The sequence below is a fragment of the Streptomyces cylindrosporus genome (genome assembly GCF_022698165.1).
GTDB lineage: Bacteria > Actinomycetota > Actinomycetes > Streptomycetales > Streptomycetaceae > Streptomyces > Streptomyces cylindrosporus.
The window spans coordinates 292,736-316,129 of the sequence record NZ_JALDAY010000002.1 but is presented as its reverse complement, the minus strand read 5'-3'; the positions used below and the strand labels follow the sequence as shown (position 1 = coordinate 316,129).

Genomic DNA, 23,394 nt, shown 5'->3' with positions numbered 1-23,394 from the left:
CACCACATCGACAGCGGGACGCGCTTCGCGATGTCCGGCACTCCTGCCACCAGGGCGAGTTGCCTGGCGAGGGCGCCATCGACCGCTACAACGCGATCGACGCCGTTCTCGGCGCCGGTGCCAGGTTGGGCGTGCGGCGGAGCGTCGTCGGCGGCGGCATCGACCTTGTGGTGGCGAAGGTCGCGTGTGTGCACGGAGCTACTGAGCGGACAGTGGGTTTCGGGAGCGTTTGTAGTGGCCGCCAGGTGATGCACCTGCTCGACGGCACCAACACCCCGGCCGGTGCCGTCGCGCACGAGCGGTCGACGATCAATTGATGTGCCGGTCGACGTCGATCCACTGTCCGCTGTCGGCGGAGGCAAGCACCGCGTCCGTGATCGAGGCGGCCGCCAGCCCGTCGGCGAAGGTCGGCAGGCCCTCAGGGACCTCCCCGGTGTGGATCGCCGCATAGGTGTCCCCGACGAAGGCCTCGAAGCAGGATGCGTACCCTTCCGGGTGACCGGCGGGGAGCGTTGCCATCCGGCCGCCGGCCGCGGTCAGCTGAGCAGGGTCCCGTCGCAGGACAGTGGCCGACTCCCGGCGGCCGCACCACAGAGTCTCGGGCTCTTCCTGGTTGAAGACCAAGGACTCGTCGCTGGCGTCCAGTTCGATCCACAGCCGGTTCTTGCGCCCGGGGGAGACTTGGCTGACGGTGACCGAGCCGAGCACGCCTTCCGCCGTCTCGAAGTGGACGAGCACGGCGTCCTCGGTGTCCACGAGCGAGGTCCCGCCCGCCGTGGCGGCGCCGGTGAAGGAGGAAGCGCCATCGCCCCGATGACGCCGGGGGACGGCGATGAGCTTGCGCGCGCTCACGCGGACGATGCTCTGCTGGGAGATGAACTGGGCCAGGTCGCACCAGTGAGAGCCGATGTCGGCGAAGGCCCGGGACGCACCGCCCAAAGCCGCGTCGACGCGCCAGTTGTCGTCGTCCTCCCGCAGTAGCCAGTCCTGCAGGTAGCTGCCGTGCATCAGCCTGAGCCGACCGGCCTTCCCGCTGTGCAGGCGCTCCCGGGCCTCCCTGACAAGGGGGTAGTAGCGGTAGACGAAGGGAACCGTCGCAATACGTCCGGAGCTGTTCGCCGCCTCTACGAGGCCGGCCGCCTCCGCGGAGGTCAGGGCGAGGGGCTTCTCGCAGATGACGTGCTTGCCCGCCGCCAGGGCTCGGACCGCGAGCGGAGCGTGCAGATGGTTCGGGGTGCAGATGTGCACGACGTCGACACCGTCGTCGTCGATGAGATCCTCGGCCGATGCGTAGGCGCGTGCGGCGCCCAGGGCTTGGGCGGCGGCCTGCGATCGCTCGGGAGTCGAGGACACCACCCCGGCGAGGCGCGCGCCGGCTTGGAGTGCGGCGCGGGCGTGGACGGAACCGATGAAACCGGTACCGATGAAACCTGCCTTGAGCGGTCGGAGCATGGGCGGTCCTTGGTGTGGTGGGAGGAGAGGGGGCTGGATCAGGCCGTCGCGGCCTGCGGCAGGGGATCGCGGCAGAGTCTGTGCGTCCATCCGGGCAGCTGCCGGGGTGCGAGCAACTCGTCTATGGCCGTGAAGGCCGCGCCGACCATGCCCGCCTGACTGCTGAGCGCCGACATCTCGACGCGCAGCGTGCGGGTGGCCAAGGGCAGGGACAGCGCGTAGACGGAGTGCCGGATGGAGGCGAGCAGGAGGTCTCCGGAGAGGGCGACGCCGCCCCCGATGACGACCAGTGAGGGATTGAAGAAGTTGATGAGTCCGGCAAGGGTTCGGCCGATCTGCTCGCCTGCCTGCTTGAGCAGGTCGGCGCAGGTGTGGTCTCCCGAGCGAGCCCCGGCCGCCACATCGGACGCCATGAGCGCCGGCCGGTCGTCTCCGAGCCGTGCCGAGAGGTAGGGGCTGCTCCCGTTCTCGGCGCAGGCGAGGGCGTCCCTGGCCAGGGCGGCGCCGCCGGCCAGGGCCTCCAGGCACCCTCGCTTGCCGCACCTGCAGGGCTGAGGCGCGCCACCGACCACCGCGATGTGTCCGATGTCCCCGGCGCAGCCCCCCGTGCCCCGGTGCAGGCGCCCGTCGGACACCAGCCCTGCGCCGATGCCCGTGCCGACCTTGACGTAGAGGAAGTCCCGTACGCCGACCGCGGTTCCCGCCCGTAGTTCGCCCAAGGCCATGACATTGACGTCGTTGTCCACCCACACGCCGACGCCATGACGGGCGGCGAGGTGATCTCTTACGGGGTATCCGTCCCAGCCGGGCATGATCGGCGGGGCCACGGGCGTACCGGTAGCGAACTCCACCGGGCCGGGAAGACCCACACCGATGCCCACCAGGGGGACCGCTCGGGGCTGGTGTGCAGTGCGCAGGCGATCGATGATCACGTCGATCTGGTCGAGGGTGGCGTCCGGTCCACGCGCGACGTCCCAGGACTGCTCGTGACAGCCGAGGGGACGCCCTGCCAGGTCCGTCAGGGCCACGTCGATGCTGGAGGCCCCCACTTCCACACCCACGACGCACGCGGCCTCCCGTCTGAAGCGCACTTCGCGAGGGGCGCGGCCTCCGGTGGATTTCCCGCGGCCGGTCTCAGCGAGCAGGCCGGTCTCGATCAGCTCGTTGACCCGCTGCGTGACGATGGTCCGGCCCATCCCACTGCGCTCGGTGAGGGAGGCGCGGGTGCTGGTCGGCTCGGAGCGGACCAGTTGGAGCAGGGTCCCGACGAGAGCGTCGTGGTCGGTGCCGGGCGGGTCAGGCAGGGCGGACATGGGCCCTTTCCCCCTTCTTCTCCTGTGGCTGGTTGATGCGGTTCAGACTGTTGACTTACGTCGCAGTCAGACTTAACTTTGCCGCAATCTGGCGAGAGGTTAACTCAGTAACCGACTCTTCGGACAGTCCCAAAACTGAAGTGGGTCGCCGACGGCATCCATTGCCCCGCCGTTCGGCAGCAGGCGGTAGCCCGGCGGGAAAGCGCCGACGCCGCCGGTCCATTCCGCCGGCCAACCCCCGCCCGAAAACGCCTCGCTCCATCGCTCAGGCGGAGCGAACGCCGCCCGTCCCAGAGGAGTACCTGTGAGATCAATGACGACTCGACGCCTCAGCTCCGCCGCTATAGGCCTGACCTGCGCCATCACTCTGGGCGCATGCGCGAACAGCGCGGCGGACTCCTCTGGTGCGTCGACGACGGGCGCACCGAAGAAGATCGACTCCGCTCTCGGCGCGACGTTCAGCGGCGGGAAGAGCGGCACCAAGGCCAAGGGCACGCCGGTGACGATCGGGCTGGTCAACCAGCAGGGTGGCGCCGTGTCCAATCCCGAGTTCACCGTCGCGGCTCAGGCCGCCGCGGACTACATCAACGCCAACCTCGGGGGCATCGACGGACACCCGATCAAGCTGAAGACCTGTTACATCGTCAGTTCGGAGGAGCAGGGGCAGGTGTGCGCCCAGCGCCTGCTCGCCGACCGTTCGATCAGCCTGATCCTGCAGGGCGGGCTCAACGTCGGCACTCAGTCCCTGCACCGCACCATCGCCGGCGAGAAGCCCGTCCTGATCGGGCAGGCGAACCCGGGACCGGACACCGTCGCCGCCAACAGCTATGCCACCAACGCCAGCGCACTTGCGTCGCTCAACGGCGTCGGCCCGTACCTGAAGAACACTCTCAAGGCCAAGAAGGTCGCGATCGTCTCCAATGACAACGCCGGAGACCTGGCCATCGCGAAGATCTTCAAGACCGACCTCGAGTCGCGGGGCATCAAGGTCACCTACGCGACCTTCCCGGCCACCAGCACCGACCTGATCTCTCCGCTCACCGCCGCGGGCGCGCAGAGCGCCGACGCCGTCGTCCCCATCGTCGTCACCACGACCGGATGCACCGCCCTGGCCAAGGCGTACCAGCAGATGAGCCTGACGACCCCCGCCGTCGTCTCCAACCTCTGCGCCACCGACCAGATCAAGAGTGCCCTCGGCGACTACCCGAAGTGGATCTACAGCAGCTCCACACTCAGCCTGCTGGTCGACGATCCGACCAAGCAGACCGACCTCTACCGCGCTGTCATGGCTGCCTACGCGCCGAAGAACGCCGAGCTGGGCATCAACGCCCCCTACGGGTTCTCCTCGGTCTTCTCCGCCGCCACGATCCTCAACAAGGTGGGCTACGGCGAGATCAACGCCAAGTCCGTCAAGGCGGCGGCCCGCAACTACACCGGACCGGTGCTGCTCGGCTCACCGACCCTCGACTTCGGCTCCGTGCCCCACAACCCCACCATCGGATCCCTGGCCGTGCGCTTCTACCAGTACGAGGGCAGCGGCACCTGGAAGGCCTCCGGGACCTGGATCAACGCGCCCAAGTAACACCGCGACGACGCGTAAGGAATCCCACCGTGGAACAGCTGCTCCTTTTCGTCCTGCTCGGACTGGGACCCGGCGCCCTGATCGCCGGCATCGCCCTCGGCCTGGTCCTCACCTACCGGGGCTCCGGAGCCATCAACGTCTCCGCCGGAGCCATGGCCATGTTCGGCGCCTACTTCTACTACGGGCTGCGCGAGGGACACCTACTGCTGCCCCTGCTCTACCCGGACATCGGCGGACCGCTTCCGCTGCCCGTGGCCTTCGTCGTCGCGGTCGCGGCCACCGGCGCGCTCGGGCTGCTCATCGACTTCGCCGTCTTCCGCCCCCTGCGCCGGCAGTCACCGCTGGCCAAACTCGTGGCCGGAGTCGGCGTCCTGATGACCATTCAGGCGGTCATCGTGCTGCGCTTCGGCGGCCAAGGCCAGAGCGCGAGCGACGTCCTGGACACCACAGCCCTGCACGTCCTGGGCGGAACCGTGCCCGTCAACCGGCTCGAACTCGTCGGCATCGTGCTGCTCGCCGCCGTACTCCTCGCCGCCGTCTACCGTCGCTCCCGCTTCGGGCTCGCCACCCGCGCCGCCCAGGAGAACGAGGCGGAGGCCCTGCTGACCGGCCTGTCGCCGCAGAAGCTCTCGATGGCCAACAGCTTCCTGGCCGCGACCGTCTGCGGAGCCCTGGGCATCCTCGTCGCGCCGATGACCCAGCTCGATCCGAACACCCTGACCATCGCCGTGGTCCCCGCGCTCGGCGCCGCCCTGATCGCCCGCTTCACGTCGTTCCCGATCGCCGCCCTGGCCGGAATCGGCATGGGCGTACTGCGCGCCGTGACGACCTACTGCCAGACCCAGCCGTGGTTCCCCACCGCCGACGGAACCGCCGTCGTCGGCCTCACCGACGTCGTCTACTTCCTGGTCATCGTTGCCGCGCTGATCTGGCGCGGGAAGTCGCTCCCGGTGCGCGGCGCCTATGTCGAGCCGCGACTGCCACCCGCCCCCGCGCCGAAGCGGGTCGTCCGGCCCGCCGTCGTCCTCACCGGGCTGTGCGTGCTCGCGCTGCTCACCTTCCCCTACGACATGCGCCAGGCCCTGACCAACACCATGATCGGTGCCATCGCCTGCCTCTCCCTGGTGGTGCTCACCGGATTCGTGGGCCAGATGTCCCTGGCGCAGTACGCGTTCGCGGGCGTGGCAGGCCTGACCGTCTCCAAGCTGGCCATCAACGCCGGCATCGGTTTCCCCTTCGGCCCTGTGCTGGGCGTGCTGGCCGCAACGGCTCTCGGTGTCCTCATCGGCATCCCGGCCCTGCGAGTGCGCGGAGTCCAGTTGGCTGTCCTCACGATGGCCGCCGCGGTGGCCGTCCAGGCCTTCGGCTTCAACAACCCCTCCTGGGGCGCGGGAGGCAACGGCTCTCCGGTCGCCGCCCCGACCCTGTTCGGCGTCAATCTCGGCCCGACGGGCTCGTTCCCCATCAACGACGCCGACCAGCCCAGCCCCTTGTTCGGGTTCGTCTGCCTGATCCTTCTGCTCGCGGTCGTGAGCCTGGTCGTGGGCGTCCGCCGCAGCAGCCTGGGCAAGCGCATGCTGGCGGTGCGCTCCAACGAACGGGCGGCAGCGGCGGTCGGCATCTCGACCCGCACCGTCAAGCTCACCGCGTTCGCTCTCTCCGCCTTCATCGTCGGGATCGCGGGCGTGCTGTACGCGTACAACTTCGGCTCGGTCGACCCTTCGCGGTTCGACATCGTCAACACCTTCGCCCTGATCGCCTTCGCGTACATCGGCGGCATCACCACCGTCAAGGGCGCGCTGATCGCCGGGTTCATGGTCACCGAGGGCATCGCCAGCCACATCCTCGACAGCTACCTGGGACTGCCCACCAACTACCAACTGCTCATCGCGGGCGTCCTCCTCGTCGTCACGCTGATCATGAACGGAAGTGGCATCGCCTTGCAGCCACCGCCGAAGTTCACCTTCGTCCGACGCCTCCTGCGCCGATCTGACGACGACGCACCCGCGACTGCGACCACGGCTGCCGCCATGTCCATGGCCAAGGTCGGAGGAAAGTGATGGCCGAGACCCTGACCATCGATTCACTCAGCGTCCGATACGGGGGCGTGGCCGCCCTCACCGACGCGTCTGTGTCCATCGCTCCCGGAGAACTGGTCGGACTCATAGGTCCCAACGGGGCCGGCAAGACCACCTTCATCGACGCGGCCACCGGCTTCACCCCCGCGTCGGGCACCGTGCGACTCGGCGACACGGAGCTGAGCCGGCTCGGCGCCGCCAAACGCTCCCGACTGGGCCTGGCTCGCACATGGCAGCAGGCCGAACTGTACGACGACCTGACCGTGCGCGAGAACCTGGCCGTCGCGGCTTCGCCGCCAGGCCTTCTGCACGCCCTGCGGGATGTGGTCGGCGTCGGGACGAGCGAGCCCCCCGCCGTCTCGATGGCACTCGAACTCCTCGACCTGGAGGCCCTCGCCGACTGCGCCACCGACGAGTTGACCCAGGGCCAGCGCAAGCTCGTCGACGTGGGCCGGGCCCTCGCCTGCTCGCCCGACGTGGTGCTGCTGGACGAGCCGGCCGCCGGCCTGGACACCGACGAGAGCCGGACCCTCGGCGAGCACCTGCGCACCATGGTCACCCAGGGCATCGGCATGCTCCTCGTGGACCACGACATGGGGCTGGTCATGGGGGTGTGCGACCGCATCGTCGTCCTGGAGTTCGGCAAGGTCCTCGCCGTCGGCACCCCCGACGAGATCCGCAACGATCCGCGCGTCGTCGACGCCTACCTCGGCCAGAGCGGCACCTCCCAGGACACCGGAGTCATGACATGACAGCGCAGCCCCTGCTCCAGGTCGACGCACTCGCCGCCGGCTACTTCGGTATGCCGGTCGTCCGTGGCCTCTCCCTGACGGTCGGCGCCGGAGAGGTGGTGGCCCTGCTGGGCCCCAACGGGGCCGGCAAGTCGACGACGCTTCGGGCGATCTCCCGCCTGCAGCCCGCCATGGCCGGTACCATCCGCTTCCGCGACGAGGACATCACGTCTCTGAAACCGCAGGCTGTCGCCCGCAAAGGGCTCGTCCACATGTCCGACCGGCGGGGCATCTTCCATGGCCTCAGCGTCGAGGAGCACTTCCGGCTCGGCGACGGGGGGAAGTCACTGGACCTGGGCACGGCCTTCGCGTACTTCCCCGCGCTCGAACCGCTGCGCCACCGCCGTGCAGGGCTGTTGTCAGGCGGTGAACAGCAGATGCTCGGCCTGGCCCGGGCGCTGGCGCGCCGGCCCTCGGTGCTCATCGTGGACGAGCTCAGCCTGGGGTTGGCACCGGTCATCGTCGAGCAGTTGCTGCCGGTGGTCCGCCGCTACGCGACCGACTCCCAGGCCGGCGTCCTGCTGGTCGAACAGCACATCCACCTCGCCCTGGAAATCGGCGACCGCGGGCTGGTGCTGTCGCACGGCGACCTCGTGCTGGAGGAGTCCGCGGAGGCCATGAGGGCGGACCGCCAACTGATCATGTCCAGTTACCTCGGCGAGGGGCCGCAGAGCGGAAAGCGGTCGGCGGCTGCCGGATAGACCGGCGACCGACCGGCGCACGGGCCCGTCGTGTGCCTCGTCGTCCACCGCATCATGGTGCGAGCAAAGGAGTCAGCGTGTCCCGTCCCCATACTCTGTTCACCGGCCAATGGGTGGACCTCACGTTCGAACAGGTCGCCAAGAAGGCCGCGGACTGGGGATTCGACGGTTTGGAGATCGCTTGCGATCCCCGCCATTTCGACGTGCACCGGGTGGTGAACGACGAGGCCTACCGGACCGAGCGGCGGGGAATCCTCGACCGCTACGGGCTCGGCTGCTGGGCGATCTCCGCCCACCTGGTCGGCCAGGCCGTCTGCGACGACCCCATCGACTTCCGTCACCAGGCCATCGTGCCGGCGTCCGTGTGGGGCGACGGCGATCCCGAGGGGGTCCGGCGCCGGGCGGCCGACACCATGAAGGTCACGGCGCAGGCGGCCCGCAGCTTCGGGGTGGATGTCGTGGTGGGCTTCACCGGCTCCGCCATCTGGCCTTACGTGGCGATGTTCCCGCCGGTGGGGGAGGACGTCATCGACCGGGGGTACCGGGACTTCGCCGACCGTTGGCGGCCGATCCTGGACGTCTTTGCCGAGCAGGGAGTGAGGTTCGCCCTGGAAGTGCACCCGTCCGAGATCGCCTACGACTACTGGACGGCACAGCGTGCGCTGGAGGCGGTGGACCATCATCCGGCCTTCGGGTTCAACTGGGATCCCTCGCACCTGATGTGGCAGCGGGTCGATGTCCGGGCCTTCATCCACGACTTCCGCGACCGCATCTTCCACGTCGACTGCAAGGACACCAAGATCCAGCTCGACGGGCGGGCGGGGGTCCTGGGCTCGCATCTGGGCTGGGGCGATCCCAGGCGCGGCTTCGACTTCGTCTCGGTCGGCCGCGGGGACGTGCCCTGGGAGGCGTGTGTACGCATGCTCAACGCGATCGGCTACGACGGGCCGATGTCGGTGGAATGGGAGGACGCCGGTATGTCACGGGACGAGGGGGCGCCTGCAAGCCTGGCCTTCCTGCGCGGCCTGGACTTCGCACCGGCGACCACGCGCTTCGACGCCGTGTTCGCCCAACCCGAGGTCTGACGCCACGTAGTGCAGCGAGCCCGGACATCGTGAGGTGGCCGGGCTCGTTGTCAGTCCTTGAGCGGCTGCTCGGCCCACCACGCGAGACGGTCCGCACGCAGCACCGCGTCCAGCGCGGTGAAAGCGGCTCCGACGATGCCCGCAGTTTCGCCCAGGCCCGCGGGCACGATCTGGAGGTGGCGTGTGGCGAGCGGTAGTGAGAACTCGTAGACCGCTTGACGAATGGCCGCCAACAGAACGTCGCCCGCTTTCGACACGCCTCCCCCGATCGCGACGAGCGAGGGGTTGAAGAAGCTCACGTACGTGCCGAGGGCGGTTCCGATGAACCTGCCCGTCTGCACCAGCAACTCGGTCGCGGCGGGATCGCCGGCGCGGGCGGCCGCCGTGACATGGGCGGCTTCCAATACCGTTCCCTCGGCTGCCAGCGACGCCAGATAGGGGCTCTCCCCGGTGTCCGCCAGGCGCTGTGCCTCGCGTGCCAGCGCCGCACCGCTGGCGTGCGCGGCCAGACAACCCCGGCGTCCGCACCGGCACAGTGCCGGCGACTTCGCGGGCACGACGATGTGGGCGATGTCGCCGGCACAGCCGTCGGCGCCGCGATGCAGCCCACCGCGCGAGACCAGGCCCGCCCCGACGCCCCAGCCGAGCTTGACGAACATGAAATCCGACGCGTCGCGGGCGAGTCCGGCGCGCAGTTCCCCGAGGGCCATGGCGCTGACGTCGTTGTCCACCCAGGCCTCTACGCCGAAACGGTCGGCGAGTTGGTCACGGACCGGGTAGTCGTCCCAGCCCGGCATGTAGGGCGGAGAGACGGGCCTGCCGCTGGAGAACTCGACCGGTGAGGCCAGGCCGGCTCCGACGGCGACCAGCGGTGCGTCAGGCGCTCGCGGATCGGTGCGAAGTACGTTCACGATCTGCTGGAGCTTGTCGAGGGTGGCCTCCGGGCCCTGTGCGACGTCCCACGCTTCGTGATGGGTGACAGCCGGGTGACCGGCAAGGTCGGTGATGCCGACGTCGATTCCGGAGCTGCCCACTTCGATGCCCACGACCGCTGCCGCCTCACTGCGGAAACGAACCTCGCGCGGGATGCGTCCTCCGGTGGACTTTCCGATGCGGTCCTCGACCAGCAGGCCGACGTCGATCATTTCGTTGATCTTCTGCGTGACGAGGGTGCGGCCCGCGCCGACTCGCTCGGTCAGTGCCGGCTTGGTGGCGGGCCCGGTGAACCGCAGCATGCTCAGCAGGGTCTGTGAGAGATCCTCAGGACCGCTGTCCGTCCCGCTCCTGACCGTGTTCACCAATCTCCCCTATGCGTCGACGCCTGCTTCTGTCGCCATGCGACATTAGCATCGACAAGCCGGACGGAAGGGGTCGGGGTTCATGATCGACACAGGAAGGGGGGCCGCAGCCGTCGCTCGGCTGCGGCCCCCAGGGGCATCGGAGTGTCACGGAGACTCCGTGACGGGCCCCTCCTGTTCGGTCTCCACCTGACGGTTCCACTGCCGCTTGGACTCCTGCCATCCGTCCTCGTCCTGGCCCGCACGCCAGTAACCGGAGATGGACAGATCCTCCCGCGGCACGTTCCGCTCGTTCCTCAGCAGCCCGCGCAGCTGCTTGACGAATACGGCCTCACCGTGCGCGAAGACCTGTGGTCGACCTGAGGGAAATTCGAGGGCCCGGACCGCGGCCACCAGTTCCTCGCCCACCTGCCCGTCACCGCGATGGAGCCAGCGGATCACTGCATTCTCGGGGCAGGCCAGCTTCAACTCCTCGTCAGGCCCGGCGACTTCCACGAACACGTACGCCTCGGCATGTGCGGGCAGCCGCTCTAGGGCCGCCGCGATCGCGGGCAGCGCGCTCTCGTCACCGGCCAGCAGATGCCAGTCGGCGGCGGGGTCGGGGACGTATCCGCCTCCCGGTCCTACGAAGTAGAGCTCGTCGCCCGCCTTCGCCCGGGCGGCCCACGGTCCCGCCAGGCCGTCGTCGCCGTGGACGACGAAGTCGACGGTCAGCTCCCGCGCCTCGGCGTCCCAGCGGCGGACGGTGTAGGTGCGCATGCGTGGCCACTGTTCCCGCGGCAGCTCCTCCCGTACACGGCGCAGGTCGAAGGGCTCGGGATAGACGGCGCCGGGCGCGGGGAACAGCAGCTTCACGTAGTGGTCGCTGTACTCGCCGGCGTCGAACCCCGACAGGCCCTCGCCGTCGAAGACGACGCGGATCATGTGTGGTGTGAGGCGCTCGACGTATCGCACTCGCGCGCGCAGCGCGGTCGGAGTGCCGCGTCCACGACGAGCGGGAACCGGTGGTGTCACGGGTGCTCCTTGCTCCGGCTCGACCGCCGGCGGGTTCGTCTCGATCACCGGCTACAGCGATTCCAGGATGTCTCGGCTGAGCCGGTGGTGACGCTGCACCGTGGCTGCGGCGTCCGGCGTCGGGTCCCAGTGCCAGCCCTCCCACTCGCTGCTGAGGTATCCGGTGTAACCGGCGTCGACAAGCACCTTGAGCAGGTCGGCCAGCGGGATCGCGGGTTCGTCGCCGTCCTCGTCGAACCCGAAGAACTTGCTGTGTACGTGAATGATCTGGGAGCCGATCTCAGCCCAGTCCTGCGGATCCTGGTGCCCGTGGATGCCCGCGCAGAACATCGCCAAGGGGTGGGCGAAGGCGCCCAGCCCGAGGGAGTGGGTGAGCTCCGAGAACTCGCCCATCAGCTCGCTCTCCGAGGGCCGCTGGTCGGAAGCGTGAATCTCGTTCCAACGTGCGTCGAGCGTGTCCAGGGCCTCCTGGGAGACCCCGCGCCGACGGTACTCCTCCCACACACTGGGGGAGACCCGCCGGGTGCTGGAGCCGAAGTCTGGGATGAACCCCAGGTACGGCGAGTCCAGCCGGGCGTACAGCTCGCGCAGTGCCATGACCCAGTCGCTGTGGACGCTGTCCGGAGCGTGGATCTCGAAGCCCATCTTGACCTGTTCCTTCTCGGCGACACGCAGCAGCAGCTCCACGGCTTCGGGTGCGGCGGGCTTCTGCAGCCGCACCGCGGGGAAGCCCAGCTCGGCCGCGGCCCGCACCTGGGGGGCGAGATAGTCGGCCATCTCCTGCGGCGACAGCAGCCGGTCGGGCAGCAGGCCGAGGTCGGCGTTGACCGCCAGACAGGACGGCTCCAGCCCGTACTCGTCGACCAGGCCGCGGAAGAGGCGTACGAAATCGTCCGGGATCTCGGGGAAGCCCTTGATGCTCTGGAAGCCGACGATCTCCAGCCCGGGCCCGATGCCGAGGGACCCGATACGGCGGACGATGTCCTCGAAGGACAGCTCCAGACCATGGTACTGAGGGGTGAAGCTGTAGGTCGTGACGCCGAGCTTCGGCAGCGGGCGGCTCATGCGGCGCTCCTTGCGTTCAGGGGGAGGGCCCTGGTGAGGGTCTCCTTGATGACGAGGGCCTCGGTGCCCAGGACGATGTAGGGCACGCGCGCCCCGACGGTCGCCGTCACCTTGTGCTCGCCGTCCGCGACCGGCTCCAGGCCGCGAACGCGCACCCGCAGCGGATCCAGCACGAACCACCACGCGTCGCGGAGCCCCGCCACGTCTTCGTAGGGCCGCCAGGTGCCGTCGATCTCCACGTCCAGTCGGTCGGACGCGACCGGCCGGCCGTCGAACGCGACGTCGGACAGGTGGAGCCCGTCCATGGGCAGCGCCCGGTACCACGGAAGCCGTACCCGGAAGGTCACCGCGGTCGCTCCACCGGCGTCTTCCTCGACTCCCAGCTCCTCCGGGACGATGAGGCGATCAGGAAACACGGGCGTTCTCCTCGTGGTACCGGCGGGCGATGTCCTGGGCTCCCCGGGCGGCCAGTGCGACCGAGGTCAGAGTGGGATTGCAGGCGGTCTCGGTGGGGATCACGCCATTGCCCGCGACGTAGACGTTCTCGGTTCCCCAGACCCGGCAGTGCGTGTCGCACACGGACGTGCCGTCGTCGACGGCACCCATCCGCACGGTCCCCTGGTAGTGCAGCGAGGATCCGCTGGGCAGCCGACGCGGTCCGCGCGGGTCGAGGAAGGCGCCCAGCAGCCGAGCCGCCCGGGCGGCCGCACGCTTGGCGGCCTCGATGCGGTCCTCGTCCACCTCGGTCAACCGGTAGTGGAGGGTCATCGCCGGCATGCCGTAGGGATCGGTCTCGGTCTCGCTGAACTCCACACGGTCCTGGGCGCGCACGTCCTTGGCGCAGAACCAGCCCAGGCCGACGATGGAGCCGGGTTCGACCTCCTCCTCCAACGGGACGGGGGAGGCGTCGAGTTGCATGACCTGTCCGTGGAACGGGTGCGTCTCGTGGTCGTAAGGGACCCAACTGACGCCACTGACCGGGTTGAACGAGGCGTCCGGGCGTTCCACGGCGGCCGCGTCACGGGCCGCCGCCAGGACCGCGGGGTCCAGCCGGACGGCGACGACGATCTGCGGCTGGTCGTTGAGGTAGCGGCCCAGTGCGGCCGGCCGGATACCGGACGCGAACAGCAGCTGGGGCGTGCGCAGCGCATCGCCGGCGACGACCACCCAGCGGGCGTTCACCGTGGTGCGCCGGCCGGTGGGGAGGTGTTCCAGCTCGGCGCCGGCGACGGTGGACCCCTCCAGCAGCAGCCGTCGGCACAGCGTGTCGGGGCGCAGCTCGAAGGTATCGGTGTCCTTGTCGGCGAGATCGCCGAGGATGACGTCGGTCCCCGACCAGTGCCGGCTGCCGTCGGGCCAGGTCTCCACGGCCAGTGGCATGGTCTGCACGCGCCGCTCGGGCGAGCGCCCCGCGTCCAGTTCGGCCGACAGGCGCTTGCGCACCTCGTCGGCGAAAGGAGCGTCGGTGAAGGCGGTCGTGGTGACGTTCAGCAGCTCCTCGGCCCGATCCAGCGCCGCGTCCAGTTCGGCGTCCGGGATGTCGGTGATCCGCTCGCCCTCGCCCGGCCTTGGGCAGGCGCACGTCCAGTGAGCGCCCATGCCACCGACGTTGGTCGACAGCGATGCCCCGGGCATGCCCACAGAGCCGTCGGCGGAGTCCCCTTCGTCCGGCACGCCCGACGCCTTCTCGCCCAGCAGGTAGGTGCCGGGGCGCACCATCACTCCCGGCGGGCGCGAGTGGACCGGATCTCCGGGGCGGATGTCCCGGTCGGGTCCCTGGGAAGCGGTCTGGGCCGCGACGCGCAGCGCGGGATCCGTGATGTTCTTGACGTGGCGGCCCCTGGGGGTGCTGACCTGAGGGCCGGCCTCGACCATCAGCACGCGGGCGCCGGGTGCCTCGTCAGCGAGAACGCGGGCGTACGCGGACCCGGTCGGTCCACTCCCGATGATCAGTACGTCGACGTGCTCGACGGGCCTGACCGGGCCGTCGCTGCTCACTCCGCGCGGTGCGGAGTGCGGTGATGTCATAGCAGGTTGCTCCCTAGCGGCTCTCGTGGCGCATGCGGTCCAAGACGGGGTCGGCGCGGGCGCGGTGGCTGTCTGCGGCGGCGTCGATCGGCCGTCAACGCGGTGGTGCGGGGCCACAGTCGCCCCTCAGCCTCTTACGTTGCCTAACGGGAGACTAATGTCGCGCTGCGGCATTAGTCAATGAGGATTCGGTTCCGCTGGGTGGTACATCGGCCTGAGTCGCACCGAACTGCGGCCGACGTTCATCAGGGTCTGCTTGCCGCGGTCGACGGTCGCAGGAATCGGCTGGTGGGCGCACGCTCCGGATAGTGGTCGCGTGGCCGCCTGCCTACTGTCGCCCCTCGCTCGAACAGACCATTCGTCGAGGAGCCGCATTTCATGGACGCATCCCGAAGCCCCTCCGCCTCTCCGGTGCCGCACTGGCAGCCAGGAAGGCGGCAGGCCGCCATACTGCTGACGGCCGCCTGCGCGTCCGTCCTCGGGTCGCTGCTGATAGCCCCCGTGCTGCCCGAACTCGAGCGTGCCTTCGCGGGCACCCCAGGCGTCGACACGCTCGCCCCCATGGCGATGACCCTGCCCGCCTTGGGTATCGCCGTGCTCGGTCCGCTCGCAGGGTCGGTCACGGACCGCTTCGGCAGGACACGGCTGCTGTTCGGTGCGATGCCGGCCTATGCGGTACTCGGCACGGCGCCCCTGTGGCTCGACTCCCTCCCGCTCATCCTGCTCAGCCGTGCACTGCTGGGAGTCGTCGAGGCGGCGGTGATGACCGTCGCTTTGACATTGCTCGGTGACTACTTCACCGGTGCGCGGCGAGACCGGTACATGACCTGGCACTCAGTGATCACGTCCGTCGCGGCAGTCGGCATCCTGGCGGTCGGGGGCGGCCTCGGTGCAGCGGGCTGGCGTACGCCCTTCTGGCTCTATGCAGCAGCGCTTCCGCTGCTGGGGGCCATGGTCGTGCTGCTACGCGAGCCGTCCTTCGACCGGGCGGCGGCAGGGCTGGCCGACCGACAGGTGACCTCCTTGCCCTGGCGGGCTCTCGCCCCCCTGCTGGTGCTCACCGTGGTAGGCGCGGCCTGCGTCTTCTTCGTGCTGCAGGTGCAGCTCGGTTTCGTGCTCGACGACCTCGGCGTGGGGAGCGCCGGGATCGGTGCATCGGCGGCGATCGCCAATGCCGGAGTGGTGGCCGGGTCATTGTGCTTCGTGCGGTGGGTGCGTGACGGTGCGGGCCGTCTTCTGGTCGCGGCCTTCGTCGTCGGTGGTCTCGGGCTGATGCTCGTCACCGCGGGCCACGGCTGGGTGGCCGTGACGGGCGGTGGCTTCGTGTCGGGCGTCGGCTGTGGGCTGATGCTTCCGTCCCTGCTGATCGGCACCACTTCGCGGCTCGCCTTTGATCAACGAGGAAGAGGCACTGCTGCCTGGACGTCGGCCTTCTATCTGGGGCAGTTCCTCTCGCCGGTCGCGGTCGGAGCGCTGGGTGCCGCCGTAGGGGGTCTGGCTCACGCCATCAGGTTCTGTGCCGTGGGCGGCCTGCTTGCCGGCCTGGCGGCGATTTTCGTCCTGCGTCGTCGTCCGCTGGCTGTCAGCGGGCAGGATGACGTGGGGTGCTCCGGAGATGCCACTCGCGCGGCACCCGCCGGGCGCGGCTGATCGAGGCGGCGCAGCGGCGTCCGATGCCCTGTCGGGGGTGCGGTGGACCGGGCGGACCCACTCATGGAACTTCCGACCGCTATTCGTTGACTTACGCTTGATTGCGGCATAACTTGCGTGTAACGCGATCTATGTAGGTCGCGGAACCCAGCCGAGCCCCCAGGCACACCCTGGGCGGCCCGAAGCACCACGGGAGTTCTCGATGACGAACGCCTTGGCGTACCCGCCGACGGGGCATCCCGATGCGAACACCGAGATCCTCGGTCGATTTCCCCTGGTGCGCTCAGATGATCCCGAGCAGTTCGTCGCCGCCGTCAACCGGGCCTATGGGACACCGACCGTCGCGCTGGCCGAGCCGGCCCGTGGAAAGCAGCACTACGAGTTGCGGGCGTTGATCGGCCACGGCTTCACCGTCGGCTACGTGCGATCAGGCCTGGCGGTGACCATCACTCCACCACCCGATACCGGCCCCTACTACCTCAACCTCGCGCCCAGCGGCGCCGTACTGTCGGAAGTCGGAGATGTGCGGATCCTCAACGATCCGACCACCGCGGTGATCATGTCGGCCGGTGCCCGGCAACGGCTGACCCCCAGTGCCGCTGCGACCGAATCCATCGGCATCAAGATCGATCGAGCCCTGGTCGACGCCGAACTCACCGCCTTGCTCGGCAGGGAGCCGCGACGCCCCGTCCAGTTCACTCCGGTGCTGGATCTGACAGGCGCCGCGGGCAGCGGCATAGTGGCCCTCATACGGTTCATGCTCGTCGAAGCGAGCCGAATGCCGGGAGGGCTCTTCGACCAGCCGGCCGTGCAACTGCACCACATCCGCACCTTGGTGGTCGCACTGCTGACCACGCATCAGCACAACTACTCCGACGCGCTGGCCCTGCCTGAATCCACGCCCCGCCGCTCCCGCACCCTGCGCCTGGCGCTCGAATACGTGGAGAGGCACCTGACCGAGCCGATCACCGTCAGCGACATCGCGGAAGCAGTGGGGTGCAGCGTCCGTACGCTCCACGAACACTTCCAGACAGGCGTGGGTGACACTCCTATGGGCTGGGTCCGTGAACAGCGTCTGCAGCATGTGCACGACGAACTGCGCATCAGTGGCCGTTCGGTGACCGATGTCGCGTCCGCCTGGGGCTTCACTCATCTCAGCCGTTTCTCCGCGAGTTACCGCAGCCGTTTCGGCGTTCTGCCCTCGGAGACCGTCCGCAACGCATGACGCCGTCAGGGGTTGCAGTGTGCGCCCTGAGGCCGTCGCAGAGTGCGCTGGGATCACGACGGCTCCAAGCGATGAAGGACCCGTCGTGTCGCCCGCCTGCCGCGCACCTCCTCTGACCTGCACGAAGAGGCCCCGCAACTTCGATGCAGGAAGCGGACAGCCCCCTCACGATCCGGATAGTTGCGGCGCTCCCATGGTCCTACGGTCACCTCCGTCACGTTGTCTGTTTCTGGAGGCCGAATGAACGCGCGCGACGACGCACGCCGTCAAGTCCTCATCGTGGGAGGGGGAATCGCGGGTATGACCGCGGCCATCGCCTTGGCCGGCTGCGGACATACCGTCGACGTGGTCGAGCGAAATCGCGACTGGTCCGTCACGGGCTGGGGGCTGAGTCTGACCGGGCCGTCACTACGGGCTCTGCAGCGGCTGGGACTCGCCGATGCCTGCATCGACGGCGGTTTCGGACTCACCCAGATCTCGAACTGCGACTCCGCGGGCCGGACGCGGAACGTCATCGACCTGCCGTTGCTGCTGGGTCCGGACATGCCCGCACTCGCCGGCCTCAGCCGGGGCGTGCTGCACGAGGTTCTGCGTGACGCCGCACTCGCCCGAGGGGCGGTACTGCACACGGGTATGAGCGTCGCGGCGCTGGAGCAGGCCGCGGACGGTGTCACCGCGCGGCTCACGGACGGCTCCGCACGCCACGTCGACCTGGTCGTCGGGGCGGACGGCATCCGTTCGACGGTGCGCGACATGCTCGGCATGCCCGCCGAACCCGCATACACCGGCCAAATGGTGTGGCGCGCGATCGTTCCCCGGCCGGGATGGGCCACCACGCTGCACACCTTCGCCGGGCCGGTGCACAACGCGGGACTCATCCCGATCTCCCAGGACCAGGCCTACGCGTTCGTCACCGAGAACCACGCCGATTCAGGTGTCCTGCCACAGGAGGAACTGGCGGAACGCATGCGGGACTTGCTGAACGTGTTCTCCGGTCGGGTCGCCGAGGTCGCCGCGACGATCAAGGACCCCGAACTCGTCGTGCGCAGGCCGGTGCACGCAGGGGTCGTGGACGGACCGTGGCACCGAGGCCGCACCGTACTGATCGGCGACGCGGCGCACGCGCCCTCTCCGCAGATGGTCAGCGGAGCGGCGCTGGCGATCGAGGACAGCTTGGTGCTCGCCGAGGAACTCGGACTGCACGACGACGTCGAGACCGCCCTGGAGGCCTTCGGGCGGCGTCGTCTGGAGCGCTGCCGACTGGTGGTGGAGACCTCGGTGAAGGTGGGCGAACTGGAGCGGGAAGGCCGCCACGCCGAAGCCCACAAACTGCAGGACCGCTGCCACCAGGTGATGGCTCAGCCCATCTGATCCCAACCCCCACATATTCAGGAGCCGTCATGTCACACACCGACGCCCAGCGTGTCACCTTCGCGGGACGCAGTTACCGCCTGGTCGATCTCAGCCAGCGCATCTCCAACAGCACCTCGGCCATTGAGCCGATGCCGCATCACATCGAGTACACCGATCACCGCACCAAAGCCAAGAACATGAGCTACATGCTGGGCGAGGGCGTGCACTGGCCGCACGAGTGCGCCGCCGCGACCGAGGTCGTCAAGCTGGGCACCCACTGCGGCACCCACGTCGACGCCCCGTACCACTACTGGCCGCAGAGCGCGGACGGCAGTGAGGCGACGACCATCGACAACGTGGACCTCGGCTGGTTCGCCGGTGACGGCTTCGTGCTCGACATGACGCACAAGAAGACCGGTGAGGGCATCACGGACACCGACGTCATCGCCGCCCTTGAGCAGATCGACTACGAGGTCAAGGCCGGGGACGTCGCCCTCATACGGACGGACACATCGCTGCGCTTCAGCGAACCCGGGTATCACAACGCCCATCCCGGGATGCGGCGCAGCGCCACCGAGTGGCTGATCGACCACGGGGTCCGCCTCATGGGCATCGACGCCTGGGGCTTCGACCGGCCCTTCGACGTGATGTCCCGTGAGTACCAGGCCGGGGACGTGGACCAGCTCTGGGAGTCGCACCTGCTCGGCAGGGAGAAGCCCTACTGTCACATCGAGAAGCTGGACAACCTGGCGGCCCTGCCCGTGAGCCACGGCTTCCACGTGACCGCGTTCCCCGTCAAGGTCGACCGGGCCAGTGGTGCCTGGACCCGCGTCGTCGCCTGGATCCCCGAGGAGGGCGACAAGTGACCGACCAGCTTTCCCGCGTGGCCCTGCCCGTGACGTCCGAGACGCCGCCCACGCTCTACGACCGCCCGGCCGAGTACGACGACTTCATCGCCGAACGGGATGTACGCGTCCCGATGCGCGACGGGGTCGAGCTGTGCGTGGACATCTACCGCCCGCGCACCGAGGAACCGTTGCCCGCCCTGCTCGCCTTCGCGATCTACAACAAGGACCTGCAGGGCCCGGACATCGCCACCACGATCCCGCCGCAGCCCTCCTGGTCGCCGCTGTGGTGCGGTCCGCAGGAGGCCGGCGACACACGCTTCCTCACCTCCCGCGGCTACATCCATGTGATCGGTTCCCCGCGCGCCATCGGCAAGTCACAAGGCGGCGGTGAACGCACGTGGGACTCCTACGACTTGATCGAGTGGATCGCCGAACAGTCGTGGTGCGACGGCCAGGTCGGCATGGTCGGCATCTCCGGCTTCGGCGCCGAGCAGATGTATGTGGCCCGGCAGCGGCCCCCGCACCTGAAGGCGATTTTCCCCTTCGACCCGCGCGGCGCCTACGGCACCCTCGGCGGCTTCCGCGAGGAGTACCCCGGCGGCGTCGTCCATCTCTTCCGCTACCTCGTCTCCCACTTCGGGGTCTTCCACCAGGACAAGGGCGCGCCCGGCGAACTGGGCGCCGAGAAGGAGACCTTGTGGAACGAGGCGATGAACAACGACGACTACAAGCTCCACCCGCACCTGTACAACGTACTGACGATGAAGGGCCAGCACCTGCCGGCCTACTTCGACGTCCTGATCGACCCGTACGAACCCGAAGGCACCGTCGAGCGCAGCGAACACGAGTTCGCGCAGATCGACATCCCCGTCTACACGGGATCCGGCTGGTACGCGTACACGTACAAGACGCACCTGCAGGGCGCCCAGACCTACTGGCGTCACCTCGACAAGGCACCCAAGAAGATGCTTTTCGCGGGACCGGCCCACCTGGAGCGTCCCTTCCACGGCCTGCACAGCGAGATCCTGCGCTGGTACGACCACTGGCTGAAGGGCCTCGACACCGGCATCCTCGACGAGCCGCCGGTCCGCTACTGGGTGACCGGCGCCAACGAGTGGCGCACCGGTCAGGACTGGCCGCTGCCCGAGACGCAGTGGACCCCCTTCTACTTGAACAGCTGGGAGCGGTTGCGGCCCACACCGTTCGTGCCCGCCTCGGCCGACGACACCATCCCGCCCGACTCGTTCGTGCAGATGCCGCTCACGCACACCCGGCAGGTGGCCTCTCTGCGCTATCTGTCGGAGCCGTTGCCCGAGGACCTGACCATCGCCGGGCCCGCGGTCCTCAAACTGTTCGCCGCCATCGACCAGGACGACACCAACTGGATCGTCACCCTCTCCGACGTCGGCCCCGACCCCTCGGTGCGCACCGTCCGCGAGGGTGAGCGTGACATCGACGAGACCCTGCCCAAGCGGGAGTTGACGCGCGGCTGGCTCAAGGCGTCCAACCGGGCGTTGGACGAGAAGCGGTCCACCGAGTGGAAGCCGTTCCACAAGCTGACCCGAGACGCGCGGCAGCCGGTGGTGCCTGGCGAAGTCGTGGAGTACGACATCGAAATCCTCGCCACCGCCAACGAGTTCCGCCGCGGCCACCGCATCTGCCTGGAGATCTCCAGCCTGGACACCCCGACCGGTGTGGCTGGCGCGACCAACGCCGAGTACGTGCCTTACCACGTCGGCAGCTCCAGGACGACGCTGCACCACGTCCACCACAACACGGCTTACCCGTCCCGACTGCTGCTGCCGGTGGTTCCCAGTGAGCGCTGACCTGATCCGCACCCTGCCCGACGCGCAGGAGTGGCTGCGTACCCATCTGACGGAGCGACGCAACCCGTTCAACGCCATCGACGATGCCGCGGCCCGCCAGGCCATCGACACTCTGCCGGGGACGGACCCGGTGGCCTGGGCCGGACACTGGACCCGGTTCGCCGCCGACTTCGCGGACCGTGCGCAGGCCTGCGAGAAGAGCGGCGAGCTGGAAGCGGCCCGCGAAGCATGGTGGCAGGCCTACCAGTTCGCCTTCCTGGGACGCTATCCGTCACCCGTCCACCCGGCGAAGCTGGATGCGTACGTCCAGGCCCGTGTCTACTTCGACCGGGCAACCGCTCTGGACAATCCGGCCGTTGAGCACGTCACCGTCCCCTTCGAGGGCCGCGACGGCGAAGGGGACAGTGTCTCCTTCTTCGTGGCCAGGCCCCGCGGCGTAGAGCGGCCTCCGGTGGTGATGATGTGGGGCGGCATCGACGTCTGGAAGGAAGAGACGTACGCCCGCGGCCGGTTGCTGCGCGAGCGTGGCTTCGCGACCCTCCACATCGACAAGCCCGGCGTCGGCCAGTCGCCGGTCCTCGCCGGTGTCGACGCCGAACGCCAGTGGGACCCGGTCTTCGCCTGGCTCGACGAGAGCGACCTGGACGCCTCGCGCTGCGCCGCACTGGGCTTGTCGTTCGGCGGCTACTGGGCGATGAAGCTCGCCCACACCCACCGTGATCGGCTGACCGCGGCCGTGAACTGGGGCGGCGGCGTACACCTCACCTTCCAGCCCGAGTGGCAGGAGAAGTCCCGCAACGCCTCCTCGTACCTCATGGATCTGATGGGCGCCCGCTCCCGGATCTTCGGCGGGCACACCTTCGAGGACTACGTCGCCGCCTGCCCGCGGCTGTCCCTGCTCGACCAGGGAATCCTCGACCGGCCGTCCGCACCTCTGCTGCTGGTCAACGGCATGGACGACCGGCAGAACAGCTCCGAGGACATCCACCTCAGCCTGCGCCACGGCGACCCGAAGACCGCGCGGCTCTTCCCCGGCGGCCACATGGGCACCGGACCGGTCATGCCGACCATCGCCGACTGGCTCACCGACCGTCTGACCAAGGAAGGCTCCTGAGATGAGCACCAAGCACCTGATCACCCACCTGCGGCACATCGACATAGCGATGCCGGACTTCGAGGCCCAGCACGCCTTCTACACCGACATGTGGGGGCTGACCGAGACCCACTCCGACAGCGGGGTGTCCTTCCTGGCGGCCGAGGGCTCGCCCGAGCAGTACGTGGTGCGGCTGCGGCGCGACGTCCAAAAGCGCATGGACCTCGTCTCGTTCGGTGCCGCCACACCCACCGACGTGGACACCCTGACCGAGCGTCTGACCGTGCAGGGCGTGAAGCTGGTGCACGAACCGAGGCCCCTCACCACGCCGGGCGGAGGCTACGGCGTGCGCTTCTTCGACGGCGACGGCCGCGTCGTCGAGGTCTCCGCCGACGTTGTGACCCGCACGCACCGCAAGATCGAAGAGCGCGAGTCGATCCCCGTCCGCCTGTCCCACGTGGTCATGAACTCGCCCAACCCCGAGCAGACCGTCGCCTGGTACGTCAAACACCTGGACTTCCGCCTGTCCGACACCCTGCGGATCGGCTCCAAGGGCGAGTTCATGTGGTTCCTGCGCTGCAACCCGCTCCACCACAGCTTCGCCATCGCCCGCGGGCCCCATGTCGCCCTGCACCACGCCTCCTTCGAGATGCGCGGCGTGGACGAGTTCATGCGAGGCACGGGTCGCATGCTGCGCGGCGAGGTCGAGAAGGTCTGGGGGCCCGGCCGTCACCACGCCGGCGACAACACCTTCAGCTACTTCCTCGACCCGGCGGGCAACACCGTCGAGTACACCACGGAGTTGGAACTCGTCGACGAGGACACCTGGCACCCTTCCGTCCACGACCTCACCAACCCCGAGATCATCGACCAGTGGGGCACGGCCAATCAGATGAACGAGTTCGTCGCCGGCCGCTCCTTCAACGACGTCGACCCCGGGCTGTTCATCGCGCCGCCTCTGTAGGACCACCGGTCCCGCAGCGCCGACACAG

20 protein-coding genes are annotated in these 23,394 nt (G+C 68.9%); 13 read left to right on the top strand and 7 right to left on the bottom strand.

Annotation, left to right across the window (positions count from 1 at the left end; genetic code table 11):
- Positions 1-59 precede the first annotated feature (59 nt).
- A complete protein-coding gene (locus MQP27_RS06520) occupies positions 60-317 on the top strand; it encodes a hypothetical protein (RefSeq protein WP_242762158.1) in 258 nt (85 codons plus the stop codon).
- On the opposite strand, the gene MQP27_RS06515 is transcribed toward MQP27_RS06520, so the two are convergent.
- Both MQP27_RS06515 and MQP27_RS06510 read right to left on the bottom strand, forming a co-directional pair.
- Positions 310-1,452 (bottom strand): Gfo/Idh/MocA family protein, encoded by a 1,143-nt coding sequence (locus tag MQP27_RS06515; RefSeq protein ID WP_242762156.1) that lies wholly within the window; start codon positions 1,450-1,452, stop codon positions 310-312. The genes MQP27_RS06520 and MQP27_RS06515 overlap by 8 nt on opposite strands.
- 38 nt (positions 1,453-1,490) lie before the next feature.
- Positions 1,491-2,765, bottom strand: coding sequence for an ROK family protein (locus tag MQP27_RS06510; RefSeq protein WP_242762154.1), 1,275 nt, complete (start codon positions 2,763-2,765; stop codon positions 1,491-1,493).
- A gap of 313 nt (positions 2,766-3,078) precedes the next feature.
- Between MQP27_RS06510 and MQP27_RS06505 the strand changes: the two genes are divergently transcribed.
- From MQP27_RS06505 to MQP27_RS06485, 5 genes are all read left to right on the top strand, one after another.
- The gene (locus MQP27_RS06505) at positions 3,079-4,347 is read left to right on the top strand and encodes an ABC transporter substrate-binding protein (protein ID WP_242762152.1); all 1,269 of its coding nucleotides are present in this window, start codon (positions 3,079-3,081) and stop codon (positions 4,345-4,347) included.
- Positions 4,348-4,376: 29 nt separating this feature from the next.
- Positions 4,377-6,407, top strand: coding sequence for an ABC transporter permease (locus MQP27_RS06500; protein ID WP_242762150.1), 2,031 nt, complete (start codon positions 4,377-4,379; stop codon positions 6,405-6,407).
- Entirely contained in the window at positions 6,407-7,177 is a 771-nt protein-coding gene (locus tag MQP27_RS06495; RefSeq protein ID WP_242762145.1) for an ABC transporter ATP-binding protein, read from the top strand. Before MQP27_RS06500 ends, MQP27_RS06495 begins: the two co-directional genes overlap by 1 nt.
- Positions 7,174-7,917, top strand: coding sequence for an ABC transporter ATP-binding protein (locus MQP27_RS06490; RefSeq protein WP_242762144.1), 744 nt, complete (start codon positions 7,174-7,176; stop codon positions 7,915-7,917). The genes MQP27_RS06495 and MQP27_RS06490 overlap by 4 nt, the downstream gene beginning before the upstream one ends.
- 77 nt (positions 7,918-7,994) lie before the next feature.
- The gene (locus MQP27_RS06485; RefSeq protein ID WP_242762137.1) at positions 7,995-9,002 is read left to right on the top strand and encodes a sugar phosphate isomerase/epimerase family protein; all 1,008 of its coding nucleotides are present in this window, start codon (positions 7,995-7,997) and stop codon (positions 9,000-9,002) included.
- A 50-nt stretch (positions 9,003-9,052) separates the two neighbouring features.
- On the opposite strand, the gene MQP27_RS06480 is transcribed toward MQP27_RS06485, so the two are convergent.
- The 5 genes from MQP27_RS06480 to MQP27_RS06460 all read right to left on the bottom strand — a co-directional run bounded on the left by MQP27_RS06480 (position 9,053) and on the right by MQP27_RS06460 (position 14,407).
- Positions 9,053-10,237 (bottom strand): ROK family protein, encoded by a 1,185-nt coding sequence (locus MQP27_RS06480; protein WP_242762135.1) that lies wholly within the window; start codon positions 10,235-10,237, stop codon positions 9,053-9,055.
- A gap of 210 nt (positions 10,238-10,447) precedes the next feature.
- Complete coding sequence (locus tag MQP27_RS06475; RefSeq protein WP_242762133.1) at positions 10,448-11,314, bottom strand: siderophore-interacting protein; 867 nt, start codon at positions 11,312-11,314, stop codon at positions 10,448-10,450.
- Positions 11,315-11,365: 51 nt separating this feature from the next.
- Positions 11,366-12,379 (bottom strand): sugar phosphate isomerase/epimerase family protein, encoded by a 1,014-nt coding sequence (locus MQP27_RS06470; RefSeq protein ID WP_242762132.1) that lies wholly within the window; start codon positions 12,377-12,379, stop codon positions 11,366-11,368.
- Positions 12,376-12,795 (bottom strand): C-glycoside deglycosidase beta subunit domain-containing protein, encoded by a 420-nt coding sequence (locus MQP27_RS06465; protein WP_242762131.1) that lies wholly within the window; start codon positions 12,793-12,795, stop codon positions 12,376-12,378. The genes MQP27_RS06470 and MQP27_RS06465 overlap by 4 nt, the downstream gene beginning before the upstream one ends.
- Positions 12,785-14,407 carry a GMC oxidoreductase gene (locus MQP27_RS06460; protein WP_242762130.1) on the bottom strand — a complete coding sequence of 541 codons (1,623 nt, stop codon included), beginning with the start codon at positions 14,405-14,407 and terminating at the stop codon, positions 12,785-12,787. Before MQP27_RS06460 ends, MQP27_RS06465 begins: the two co-directional genes overlap by 11 nt.
- A 378-nt stretch (positions 14,408-14,785) precedes the next feature.
- Between MQP27_RS06460 and MQP27_RS06455 the strand changes: the two genes are divergently transcribed.
- The 7 genes from MQP27_RS06455 to MQP27_RS06425 all read left to right on the top strand — a co-directional run bounded on the left by MQP27_RS06455 (position 14,786) and on the right by MQP27_RS06425 (position 23,366).
- Complete coding sequence (locus MQP27_RS06455) at positions 14,786-16,057, top strand: MFS transporter (RefSeq protein ID WP_242762129.1); 1,272 nt, start codon at positions 14,786-14,788, stop codon at positions 16,055-16,057.
- A 202-nt stretch (positions 16,058-16,259) separates the two neighbouring features.
- On the top strand, positions 16,260-17,282 hold the full coding sequence (locus MQP27_RS06450; RefSeq protein WP_242762128.1) for a helix-turn-helix transcriptional regulator: 1,023 nt from the start codon (positions 16,260-16,262) through the stop codon (positions 17,280-17,282).
- 240 nt (positions 17,283-17,522) lie between these two features.
- The gene (locus MQP27_RS06445; RefSeq protein ID WP_278195741.1) at positions 17,523-18,653 is read left to right on the top strand and encodes an FAD-dependent monooxygenase; all 1,131 of its coding nucleotides are present in this window, start codon (positions 17,523-17,525) and stop codon (positions 18,651-18,653) included.
- 29 nt (positions 18,654-18,682) lie between these two features.
- On the top strand, positions 18,683-19,501 hold the full coding sequence (locus tag MQP27_RS06440; protein ID WP_242762125.1) for a cyclase family protein: 819 nt from the start codon (positions 18,683-18,685) through the stop codon (positions 19,499-19,501).
- Positions 19,498-21,309, top strand: a complete 1,812-nt coding sequence (locus MQP27_RS06435) for a CocE/NonD family hydrolase (protein WP_242762123.1) — start codon at positions 19,498-19,500, stop codon at positions 21,307-21,309. The genes MQP27_RS06440 and MQP27_RS06435 overlap by 4 nt, the downstream gene beginning before the upstream one ends.
- Positions 21,299-22,423, top strand: a complete 1,125-nt coding sequence (locus tag MQP27_RS06430; RefSeq protein ID WP_242762121.1) for an alpha/beta hydrolase family protein — start codon at positions 21,299-21,301, stop codon at positions 22,421-22,423. Before MQP27_RS06435 ends, MQP27_RS06430 begins: the two co-directional genes overlap by 11 nt.
- A gap of 1 nt (position 22,424) precedes the next feature.
- Complete coding sequence (locus tag MQP27_RS06425) at positions 22,425-23,366, top strand: VOC family protein (protein ID WP_242762119.1); 942 nt, start codon at positions 22,425-22,427, stop codon at positions 23,364-23,366.
- Positions 23,367-23,394 lie beyond the last annotated feature (28 nt).

Excerpts from the sequence above, each read along its gene's own strand:
- MQP27_RS06515 (WP_242762156.1), bottom strand. The coding sequence starts at position 1,452 with ATGCTCCGACCGCTCAAGGCAGGTTTCATCGGTACCGGTTTCATCGGT.
- MQP27_RS06510 (WP_242762154.1), bottom strand. The coding sequence starts at position 2,765 with ATGTCCGCCCTGCCTGACCCGCCCGGCACCGACCACGACGCTCTCGTC.
- MQP27_RS06505 (WP_242762152.1), top strand. The coding sequence starts at position 3,079 with ATGACGACTCGACGCCTCAGCTCCGCCGCTATAGGCCTGACCTGCGCC.
- MQP27_RS06495 (WP_242762145.1), top strand. The coding sequence starts at position 6,407 with ATGGCCGAGACCCTGACCATCGATTCACTCAGCGTCCGATACGGGGGC.
- MQP27_RS06490 (WP_242762144.1), top strand. The coding sequence starts at position 7,174 with ATGACAGCGCAGCCCCTGCTCCAGGTCGACGCACTCGCCGCCGGCTAC.
- MQP27_RS06480 (WP_242762135.1), bottom strand. The coding sequence starts at position 10,237 with ATGCTGCGGTTCACCGGGCCCGCCACCAAGCCGGCACTGACCGAGCGA.
- MQP27_RS06470 (WP_242762132.1), bottom strand. The coding sequence starts at position 12,379 with ATGAGCCGCCCGCTGCCGAAGCTCGGCGTCACGACCTACAGCTTCACC.
- MQP27_RS06460 (WP_242762130.1), bottom strand. The coding sequence starts at position 14,407 with ATGACATCACCGCACTCCGCACCGCGCGGAGTGAGCAGCGACGGCCCG.
- MQP27_RS06455 (WP_242762129.1), top strand. The coding sequence starts at position 14,786 with ATGGACGCATCCCGAAGCCCCTCCGCCTCTCCGGTGCCGCACTGGCAG.
- MQP27_RS06450 (WP_242762128.1), top strand. The coding sequence starts at position 16,260 with ATGACGAACGCCTTGGCGTACCCGCCGACGGGGCATCCCGATGCGAAC.
- MQP27_RS06445 (WP_278195741.1), top strand. The coding sequence starts at position 17,523 with ATGAACGCGCGCGACGACGCACGCCGTCAAGTCCTCATCGTGGGAGGG.
- MQP27_RS06440 (WP_242762125.1), top strand. The coding sequence starts at position 18,683 with ATGTCACACACCGACGCCCAGCGTGTCACCTTCGCGGGACGCAGTTAC.
- MQP27_RS06425 (WP_242762119.1), top strand. The coding sequence starts at position 22,425 with ATGAGCACCAAGCACCTGATCACCCACCTGCGGCACATCGACATAGCG.